This is a genomic window from Staphylococcus sp. GDY8P67P, assembly GCF_017892545.1.
GTDB lineage: Bacteria > Bacillota > Bacilli > Staphylococcales > Staphylococcaceae > Staphylococcus > Staphylococcus ureilyticus.
The window spans coordinates 1-10200 of sequence record NZ_JAESLH010000037.1 but is presented as its reverse complement, the minus strand read 5'-3'; the positions used below and the strand labels follow the sequence as shown (position 1 = coordinate 10200).

Here is a 10200-nt window from a genome sequence, read left to right as displayed (position 1 = left end):
TTTCTATCCAATGTCCTAATAGCATAATTAAAATTAAGGTTGCTAATTCCCAAAAAAAGTCCATTGTATGACCAGTTGCACTACTAAAGTTATTCATATAAAAAGCATACAAGCTATAAATATAAGCTACTGAAATACCTAGGGCAACTAAGGTCATCATGCCTGGTTTTTTTGTAGCAATTTCATCTTTACCACCAGACAAGAACGGTTTACCACCATAAAAGAATAAAATTGTACTTAATATTAACACTACCCATTCAGAACCTGGAAATGTGAATTGAAAAGGTAAGTTAACACCCATCATTGGCGATAAAAGAATGATAGGTATTGCAAAAATTAATGAAACAAAAAACTTAACTTTAAAATTTCCATGATGATGTGCATGGCCACTATGATGATGTGAGGCATGGTTATCATGATGCATGTGATTGGAATGATTCATGTGATTTTGATGATTATGCTCTTCACCATTATTATTCAAATTAACCCCTCCTATTTATGAAAATATTATATTAGCTATACTTATACTATAACACATACCTCCTAGGGGTATAAATGTTTTCGATTTATCTCCATTTATGGATTTATTTATATCATTCCGAAAATGATGTCTCCACGTCCTACATTAGACCTTGTCATCGATGTTTAAAACAAGGTTTTAATTAAATGTATTATTGCAAAAAGCATTATCTATATAGATAATTGTCTATATAGATGATAATCTATAATAAAGGAGGGATGACATCCATATGTCTTATAAGGAACTATCATTACAATTAAAAATTTTATCGGATCCAAGTCGATTAGAAATATTAGACTTATTATCTTGCGGTGAATTATGTGCTTGTGATTTATTAGCGTATTTTCAATTTTCACAACCTACATTAAGTCATCATATGAAAATTCTAGTAGATAATGAATTAGTATCTACACGAAAAGACGGTACTAAGCGCATGTACCGACTTAATCATAAGTCCTTAGATTCAATCAACAATGAATTAACTTATATTAGCTCTCCTACTCAACAATGTATGTGTAAAAAGATAAAGACAGGTGAATGTACATAATGACTATTCTAGCGATTATTATTTTTCTTTTAACTCTCATGTTTGTTATTTGGCAACCTAAGGGGTTAGATATTGGTATTACAGCTTTAATTGGAGCTGTCGTTGCGATTATTACAGGGGTCGTAAGTTTTTCAGATGTAATAGAAGTAACAGGGATTGTTTGGAATGCTACTTTAACCTTTGTAGCTGTTATTCTTATTTCATTAATATTAGATGAAATTGGATTTTTTGAATGGTCCGCGATACATATGGTCAAAGCGTCAAACGGTAACGGCTTAAAAATGTTTGTTTTTATTATGTTATTAGGGTCAGTTGTAGCAGCATTTTTCGCAAATGATGGGGCTGCTTTAATCTTAACGCCTATTGTATTAGCGATGGTAAGGAATCTAGGATTTAACAAAAAAGTGATTTTTCCTTTTATAATTGCCAGTGGTTTCATCGCTGATACGACATCACTACCTTTAATTGTAAGTAACTTAGTGAATATTGTTTCAGCAGATTACTTTAATATTGGATTTATTGAATATTTTAGTCGAATGATTATACCTAATATATTCTCTCTAATTGCCAGTATTCTCGTCTTATGGGTATATTTCAGAACATCCATACCTAAAAGGTTCGATACAGAAAATCTATCAGATCCTAAAAGTGCAATTAAAGATTCTAAATTATTTAAGATTTCATGGATTGTATTAGCAATACTACTTGTGGGTTATCTTGTTAGTGAGTTTATACAAATACCTGTATCAATCATTGCTGGTATTATTGCTATTATCTTTGTACTGTTAGCTCGCAATTCCGAAGCTGTGCATACGAAACAAGTAATTAAAGGTGCACCATGGAATATTGTCCTATTTTCAATTGGTATGTATTTAGTCGTATTCGGCTTGAAAAACGTAGGCATCACCACAATTTTAGCTGATGCATTATCCAATATTTCAAGTTATGGACTATTCAGTAGTGTTATGGGCATGGGCTTTATATCTGCTTTGTTATCATCAATTATGAATAATATGCCTACAGTTTTAATAGATGCAATTGCTATCGGACAATCGAATGTAGTTGGAACAATTAAAGAAGGTATGGTTTATGCGAATGTCATAGGTTCTGATTTAGGACCTAAAATAACACCGATTGGTTCTTTAGCAACATTATTGTGGCTACATGTCTTAACACAAAAAGGTGTGAAGATTTCGTGGGGAACTTACTTTAAAACTGGAATAATCATTACTATTCCAGTCCTATTTGTAACACTCTTAGGTTTATACCTTACACTAATCATATTTTAAGAAAAGAGGCTTTAATTATGGATAAGAAAACAATTTATTTTATATGTACTGGTAACTCTTGTCGTAGCCAAATGGCTGAAGGTTGGGGAAAGGAAATATTGGGCAAAGATTGGAATGTCTATTCTGCTGGTATTGAAACACATGGTGTTAATCCTAAAGCAATAGAAGCTATGAAAGAAGTAGATATTGATATATCAAACCATACGTCAGACTTAATTGATAATGACATTTTAAAACAATCAGATTTGGTCGTAACGTTATGTAGCAATGCAGACAATAATTGTCCTATTTTACCACCAAACGTTAAAAAAGAGCATTGGGGTTTTGATGATCCAGCAGGTAAAGAATGGTCAGAATTCCAACGTGTTAGAGATGAAATAGGTAATACAATTAAAGATTTTAGTAAAAACATCAAGTAGATACTTGATGTTTTTTACTACTAGTTCACTGTTTTTAAACTTAATAAATTAATTGACAAGAATATTTACACACATTAAAATCGAATTACGATATCGTAATTCGATTTTAACTAAGGAGAGATATATTGAAAAGTAAAATACAACGAAAAATATTTTTAGGATTTATCTATATCCATATATTACATCATGCAAGTGAAGATAAAATATATGGGGCTTGGATGATTAAAGAATTAGAAGACCATGGATATGATATGAGTCCTGGTACCCTTTATCCAATATTCCATACACTAGAAAACGAGAACCTTTTAAAAAGTACAACGAAAACTGTAAATGGAAAAAGTAGAAAATACTATTCAATAACTCCAGAAGGTGAAAAGTTTTTAGAAGAATCTAGAGAAAAATTAAAAGAGTTAACTAACGAAATATAAGGAGATCTTTATGTATAAATATATAAACATTTTTTTGGTAGCATTAAAACTTGGTTTATTATCATTTGGTGGACCTACAGCCCATTTAGGCTATTTTTATGATGAATACGTAAAAAAAAGAAAATGGCTTGATGAAAAAGAGTACTCTGATTTGGTAGCACTGTGTCAGTTTTTACCTGGGCCAGCTAGTAGCCAAGTTGGTATTGGTATAGGAACTATAAGAGGAGGCATCGGCGGAGGTATTATCTCATTTATCGGATTTACAATCCCTTCTGTAATTATACTGATGATTTTTTCAACGTTATTTACAAATAGTGATGCGAATTTCACTTGGATGCAAGGTTTAAAACTAGTAGCTGTTGCTATTGTTGCCCAAGCAATTATAGGAATGGGAAAAAAATTAACAAATACTAAAACCACTATTGCATTGGCATTATTTGTTCTTATATTATCATTAGTAATAAATAATCTTTATATACAAGTCATTGCACTATCAATAACTGGTATATATGGTCTCATCTTTCTAAAACAAACTTCAACAGATAGAACTAAAACAAAAAACAAATCATTTAAGTTACCTAAAAAGTTAGGTTTTATTTCTTTATCATTATTCTTTTTACTATTAACTGTTTTACCTATAGCTAGTTCTATGACAAATAATCTATGGTTAAAAATGTTTGATAGTTTTTATAGGTCAGGTTCTTTAGTTTTTGGGGGAGGACATGTTGTTTTGCCTTTATTGAAAAATGAGTTTGTACCATCAGGATTAATATCACCCGATAACTTCATAACAGGTTATGCTGCTGCTCAAGCTGTACCCGGACCGTTATTTACGTTTGCTTCATATATTGGGATGTCTATAGAAGGTGTTGGAGGAGCAATACTGGCTACTATTGCTATTTTCCTACCAGCGTTTCTTTTGTTATTTGGAATTTTGCCATTCTGGGATAATATTAAATCTAATATTTATGCTGAAGGATTTTTAAAAGGAATAAGTGCAGGTGTAGTCGGTATTCTTATTGCTGCTTTTTATAACCCGATTTGGACTTCAACGATTAAATCAGAATTAGATTTTGCTTTAGCTAGCTCATTATTCGTATTCCTGGTGTATTATAAATTACCTTCCTGGTCTATTGTACTAATAGGCATTATAATAGGTATAATGTTTTACTAATCTTTCTCATTCATAATCAAAGAATAAATTTTATACCTGAATAATTCATAGTTTTACTAATAGTCTTTCCTAACATTGATTTAATAGTCTTTAAAGTATTCTGCTTCATCACCCATTAGGTGATGAAAAAAGAACCCCTTTCTGATTTAGCGGACAAATACTTTGACCTAATCTCAGAAGATATAAAAGAAAAAATAATAAAATATCCGATTTATACTTTGTATAAAGAACTAAAGTAGTTAGCAAATCATTTACAGCAAATCACTATGTTCCACATACCATTTTACATACTTACCTTATCCACGACACATGTTGAGATAGTATCGAAGATAAAGAAAGTTGCTCCATGTTGTTTTTGCGAGATGGGGAAATCAAAGCCACATTGACAACCATGATGAATAAGCTTGCTTTCAGTCATAAGCTAATCCTAGAACCACTTTTCAAGTCAGTTAGCCAAATCGATGAAGAAAGCGACCGTGAAAGAATGGACGCTATTGATAAGCTAATGGAGCAACTATTGGAAGAACGCAATACCCTTATTGCACTGATGTCCAAAGGTTTCCTAGAACCTGCTCTTTTTAATCAGGAACGAAATGTTTTAGATAGTGAGATTAAAAATCTTACTACCGAAAAAACAAACCTGGTAACGAACTCTGCGAGTGGGGTTTTGCGAGCAAACGAGATAAAGGACCTCATTAATTATGTGTCAGCAGATAATTTTAATGGTGACTACACGGAAGAACTATTTGAAGAATTTGTAGTGAACATCATTGTAAATTCCAGGGATGAGCTGACATTCAATTTGAAATGCGGTCTTTCCCTGAAAGAAAAGGTGGTGAGATAAATTGCATATATTCCATATGGATACAAAATTCAAGATGGAGTGGTTACTGTCGATGAAAAGGCAGCAGGTCAAGTAAAGGTATTCTTTGAGAAATACATATCAGGACTATCCCTTACAGTGGCTGGCGAACAGGCAGGTATTGAAAAGACACATTCTGTGATGGGGCGCATTTTGAAAAACGTCAACTACCTTGGAAATGATACGTATCCAGCAATTATTGATAAAGAGATATTTGATAAAGCTGAAGAAGTTAGAGATAAACGTGCAAAAGATTTAGGACGAGTGGTAGAGCTTGCCGCTTTCACCTCTCCCCCTCCCAAAGAACGATTCAAAATGAAAAAGGCAGATAATAAGATGCCAGTGGATCCTTTTGAACGAGCAGAATACTTATACAGTCTGATAGAAAGCGAGGAATAAAGTGACAGAGAAAAATATAATGGTTATTCCTGCTCGTAAAAGAGTAGGAAGTACAGCCGCAAAAGAAAAGATAAAGAAACTTCGTGTTGCTGCCTATTGCCGTGTTTCTACAGAAACAGAAGAACAAAATTCTAGCTATGAGGTTCAGGTCTCACACTATACAGAGTTTATAAAGAAAAATAATGAATGGGAGTTTGCTGGCATCTTTGCAGATGATGGTATCTCTGGTACGAACACTAAAAAGCGTGACGAATTTAATCGCATGATTGCAGAGTGTATGGACGGTAACATCGACATGGTTATTACAAAATCCATCAGCCGATTTGCGCGTAACACCCTAGACTGCCTTCAATACATTAGACAGCTCAAGGATAAGAACATATCAGTTTATTTTGAGAAAGAGAACATCAACACCACGGATGCCAAAGGTGAGGTTTTGCTGACTATTATGGCATCTTTGGCACAGCAGGAAAGCCAGAGCCTTTCACAAAACGTTAAGCTTGGGCTACAGTACCGATACCAACAAGGAAAGGTGCAGGTCAACCATAAGCGATTTATGGGCTACACGAAAGATGAAGATGGAAATTTAACTATTGTCCCCGAAGAAGCTGAGATTATCAAACGCATCTACCGAGAATACCTTGAGGGTCAGAGTCTAGTGGGCATTGGTCGAGCCCTTGAAAAGGATGGTATTTTAACAGCAGCGGGAAAACCAAGATGGCGACCAGAATCAGTTAAGAAGATACTTCAAAACGAAAAATACATCGGAGATGCCCTTCTGCAAAAGACTGTCACAGTAGATTTTCTGACCAAGAAACGAGTGAAAAATGAAGGGCATGTTCCCCAATATTATGTTGAAAATAGCCATGAAGCGATTATTCCTAAAGAGTTATTTTTGCAGGCGCAAGAAGAAATTCATCGGAGAAGCAATATCTACACAGGAGAAGGCAAGAACAAAAGAATTTACAGTAGCAAGTACGCTTTAAGTGCCATCACCTTCTGTGGAGATTGTGGCGATATTTATAGACGGGTCTATTGGAATATCCACGGAAGAAAAGAATTTGTCTGGCGATGCGTGACTAGAATCGAGCAAGGTCCTGAAGTTTGTAAGAACCGAACCGTAAAAGAAGATGAACTTTATGGTGCAGTAATGACTGCGATTAATAAGCTACTTGCAGGTGGGAACAATATGATAAAGACACTGGAAGAGAATATTCATGCTGTGATTGGCGAAACCACAGAATACCAAATTTCAGAGATTAACAACTCACTAGAGGAAAAACAAAAAGAACTAATCAAGCTGGCGAACAAGGGTCAAGACTATGACCACTTAGCAGATGAGATTGATGAGCTGAGAGACAAGCGACAGATCCTTTTAGTAGAAGATGCCTCCCTCAGTGGCGAGAACGAGCGAATCAATGAGCTGATTGAATTTATCCGCAAGAACAAATTCCGCACCTTAGAATATGATGATAAGCTTGTAAGGAAGATAATCCAGAGCGTTACAGTCTATGAAGGCCACTTCGTCATAGCCTTCAAATCTGGCATCGAAATGGAAATATGAAAACCAGAAGTAAATAGCCCATGACTCTACAGTAGAGTTGTGGGTTTTCTTTTGCTTGCTGATTATAATAATATTTTAATAACTATTGTGTTTATCAACCAAATGGTTTATAATATTCTTAGCGTAAACTTGGAGGTGCTGTATGACTACGGCAGAAATGATTAAAGAACTGTGTGAGCAAATGAATATAAGTGTTTCCGAACTTGCTAGACGTATTGGCCAGACTCCACAGAATTTCAATAAAAAATTACAACGAGAAACAGTAACCTTGGATGAGTTGAAGGCCATTGCTGATGTGCTAGGTGTCAAGTTTGTGCAGGCATTTATTTTACCAGATGGAGAAGAAATAAAAATATCTAACGAATAAAGGAGGATGTTTATATGGTAGGTAATGTTATTCAAATAGTAACAGAGAAATTATCATCTTTGCCTTTTATAGAAGGCATCGTATTAGGGGGCTCACGTGCAAGAGGCACCCATACAGAAAATTCTGATATAGATATCGGAATCTATTACAATTCAGACTCATTTGACCTGACAGCGATTAATCAAATTGCTACAGAATTGGATGATAAAAATAGAAACAACCTTGTTGTGCCTCCCGGAGCGTGGGGTGATTGGATTAATGGCGGCGGATGGTTATTTATAAATGGGTATCATGTTGACTTGATTTTACGTGATATAAAACGGGTAGAACAAATAATCAAAGATACGGAGCAAGGAATTGTTACTGCCAATTATCAGACCGGGCATCCCCATGGTTATATAAGTGCAATGTATCGTGGAGAATTAGCGATTAGTAAAATACTATATGCTAAGAACGAAAGCTTATGCGAATTAAAAAAGCAGGCAGAAATTTACCCTACTGCTCTAAAGAAAAGCTTGATGAACTTTTTTATATTTGAAGCTGAATTCTCTTTAATGTTTGTAAAAGCAAATGCGGGGGTAGAGGATAAATATTATATTGCAGGCCATGTTTTTCGTATTATTTCATGCTTAAATCAAGTACTATTTGCATGTAATAATGCTTATTGCATTAACGAAAAGAAAGCTATAAAACTGCTTGAAACTTTTGAATATAAACCTGAAAAATATGCCGAAAGAGTTAATCATATTTTTGAAGTACTCGGTCTTTCTCTTTTTGAATGCTACGATATGACCGAGAAACTTTATAAAGAAGTGAATGAAATTGTATCGGAGATAAATAACTTTTTAAACGAGGAGAGTTCAGATGAAAGAAAACAAATATGATGATAATATATTTTTTCAAAAATACAGTCAAATGAGTCGCTCGCAGAAAGGACTGGCTGGTGCGGGAGAATGGGAGACTTTGAAAAAGATGCTACCTGATTTTAAGGGTAAGCGTGTGCTTGATTTAGGATGCGGCTATGGATGGCACTGTATATATGCGATGGAAAACGGTGCTTCCTCTGTAGTAGGTGTTGATATTTCTCATAAAATGCTCGAAGTAGCAAAAGGAAAAACCCATTTTCCACAGATTGAATATGAATGCTGTGCCATAGAAGATGTGGATTTCCCAGAGGAGAGCTTTGATGTAATACTAAGTTCGCTTGCGTTTCATTATGTAGCAGACTATGAGAATTTAATAAAAAAGATATATAGGATGCTGAAGGCTGGTGGCAATTTAGTTTTTACAGTTGAACATCCTGTTTTTACTGCTCATGGAACACAAGACTGGTATTATAACGAAAAAGGAGAAATACTGCATTTCCCGGTGGACAATTATTATTATGAGGGCAAACGGACAGCTATGTTTTTGGAAGAAAAGGTTACAAAATATCATAGAACACTGACCACATATCTAAATACACTGCTTTCAAATAGTTTTATAATAAATCAGATTGTGGAGCCACAGCCGCCAGAGAACATGATGGATATTCCGGGGATGGCGGATGAAATGCGACGCCCAATGATGCTGATTGTATCGGCAAAAAAGAAGATGTAATAATATAGAAAAAATAAACGAGGAGTATGTAAATGAGATCAGAAAAAGAAATGATGGATTTAGTACTTTCTTTAGCAGAACAGGATGAACGTATTCGAATTGTGACCCTTGAGGGGTCACGCGCAAATATTAATATACCTAAAGATGAATTTCAGGATTATGATATTACATATTTTGTAAGTGATATAGAACCGTTTATATCTAATGATGACTGGCTTAATCAATTTGGGAATATAATAATGATGCAAAAGCCGGAGGATATGGAATTATTCCCACCTGAAGAAAAGGGATTTTCCTATCTTATGCTATTTGATGATTACAATAAAATTGATCTTACCTTATTGCCCTTGGAAGAGTTAGATAATTACCTAAAGGGCGATAAATTAATAAAGGTTCTAATTGATAAAGATTGTAGAATTAAAAGGGACATAGTTCCGACTGATATAGATTATCATGTAAGAAAGCCAAGCGCAAGGGAGTATGATGATTGCTGCAATGAATTTTGGAATGTAACACCTTATGTTATTAAAGGATTGTGCCGCAAAGAGATACTGTTTGCAATCGATCATCTGAACCAGATTCTACGGTTTGAACTACTTAGGATGATGTCGTGGAAGGTTGGGATAAAGACAGAATTTTCATTAAGTGTTGGGAAAAATTATAAGTATATTAACAAATACATTGATGAAGATCTATGGAATAGATTATTATCTACATATCGCATGGATTCCTATGAAAATATTTGGAAGTCATTATTTATATGCCACCAATTGTTCAGGGAAGTGTCCAAAGAGGTAGCAGAACTACTGGGGTTTGATTATCCAGAGTATGGTAAGAACATAACAAGATATACCGAGGACATGTATAAAAAATATGTTGAAAATGACTATTTTTAAAGATTAGCAAAGATTATTAACCATAAGCAAGGGGTGTAAATGTATGGAAAGTACTGATGTTATAAATGAAATTAGAGGTATATTACCTCGTAACTCAATTGGAAAATATGATTTACGGTTCTGTTGCAAAGTTTTA

The 10200-nt window shown here is 34.3% G+C and carries 12 protein-coding genes and 1 pseudogene; 12 read left to right on the top strand and 1 reads right to left on the bottom strand.

Translation table 11 applies throughout. The features are described from left to right. A pseudogene (locus KA833_RS13795) lies at positions 1 to 481 on the bottom strand (heavy metal translocating P-type ATPase); the annotation flags it as partial. Positions 482 to 749: 268 nt separating this feature from the next. On the opposite strand from KA833_RS13795, the gene KA833_RS13790 reads away from it, so the two are divergent. The 12 genes from KA833_RS13790 to KA833_RS13735 all read left to right on the top strand — a co-directional run bounded on the left by KA833_RS13790 (position 750) and on the right by KA833_RS13735 (position 10064). After that, positions 750 to 1067, top strand: a complete 318-nt coding sequence (locus tag KA833_RS13790; protein WP_011274435.1) for an ArsR/SmtB family transcription factor — start codon at positions 750 to 752, stop codon at positions 1065 to 1067. Beyond that, positions 1064 to 2356, top strand: a complete 1293-nt coding sequence (gene arsB / locus KA833_RS13785; protein WP_181187313.1) for an arsenite efflux transporter membrane subunit ArsB — start codon at positions 1064 to 1066, stop codon at positions 2354 to 2356. Before KA833_RS13790 ends, arsB begins: the two co-directional genes overlap by 4 nt. A 17-nt stretch (positions 2357 to 2373) precedes the next feature. Then, positions 2374 to 2775, top strand: coding sequence for an arsenate reductase (thioredoxin) (gene arsC / locus KA833_RS13780; protein WP_025905229.1), 402 nt, complete (start codon positions 2374 to 2376; stop codon positions 2773 to 2775). Positions 2776 to 2900: 125 nt separating this feature from the next. After that, on the top strand, positions 2901 to 3203 hold the full coding sequence (locus tag KA833_RS13775) for a PadR family transcriptional regulator (RefSeq protein WP_025905228.1): 303 nt from the start codon (positions 2901 to 2903) through the stop codon (positions 3201 to 3203). A 10-nt stretch (positions 3204 to 3213) separates the two neighbouring features. Beyond that, positions 3214 to 4377: a chromate efflux transporter gene (gene chrA, locus KA833_RS13770; RefSeq protein ID WP_025905227.1), complete on the top strand. Its 1164-nt coding sequence runs from the start codon at positions 3214 to 3216 to the stop codon at positions 4375 to 4377. Positions 4378 to 4723: 346 nt separating this feature from the next. Further along, positions 4724 to 5221, top strand: coding sequence for a DNA recombinase (locus KA833_RS13955; RefSeq protein WP_002327635.1), 498 nt, complete (start codon positions 4724 to 4726; stop codon positions 5219 to 5221). 39 nt (positions 5222 to 5260) lie between these two features. Next, on the top strand, positions 5261 to 5638 hold the full coding sequence (locus KA833_RS13760) for a recombinase (protein ID WP_481906382.1): 378 nt from the start codon (positions 5261 to 5263) through the stop codon (positions 5636 to 5638). Position 5639: 1 nt separating this feature from the next. Then, positions 5640 to 7202, top strand: coding sequence for a recombinase family protein (locus KA833_RS13755; RefSeq protein WP_000136908.1), 1563 nt, complete (start codon positions 5640 to 5642; stop codon positions 7200 to 7202). Between the two features lie 142 nt (positions 7203 to 7344). After that, the gene (locus KA833_RS13750) at positions 7345 to 7569 is read left to right on the top strand and encodes a helix-turn-helix domain-containing protein (protein ID WP_000205227.1); all 225 of its coding nucleotides are present in this window, start codon (positions 7345 to 7347) and stop codon (positions 7567 to 7569) included. Between the two features lie 14 nt (positions 7570 to 7583). Then, on the top strand, positions 7584 to 8453 hold the full coding sequence (locus KA833_RS13745; protein ID WP_000233000.1) for a nucleotidyltransferase domain-containing protein: 870 nt from the start codon (positions 7584 to 7586) through the stop codon (positions 8451 to 8453). Next, the gene (locus KA833_RS13740; protein ID WP_000662263.1) at positions 8434 to 9168 is read left to right on the top strand and encodes a class I SAM-dependent methyltransferase; all 735 of its coding nucleotides are present in this window, start codon (positions 8434 to 8436) and stop codon (positions 9166 to 9168) included. Before KA833_RS13745 ends, KA833_RS13740 begins: the two co-directional genes overlap by 20 nt. A gap of 32 nt (positions 9169 to 9200) precedes the next feature. Then, positions 9201 to 10064, top strand: coding sequence for an aminoglycoside nucleotidyltransferase ANT(6)-Ia (locus KA833_RS13735; protein ID WP_002294505.1), 864 nt, complete (start codon positions 9201 to 9203; stop codon positions 10062 to 10064). Positions 10065 to 10200 lie beyond the last annotated feature (136 nt).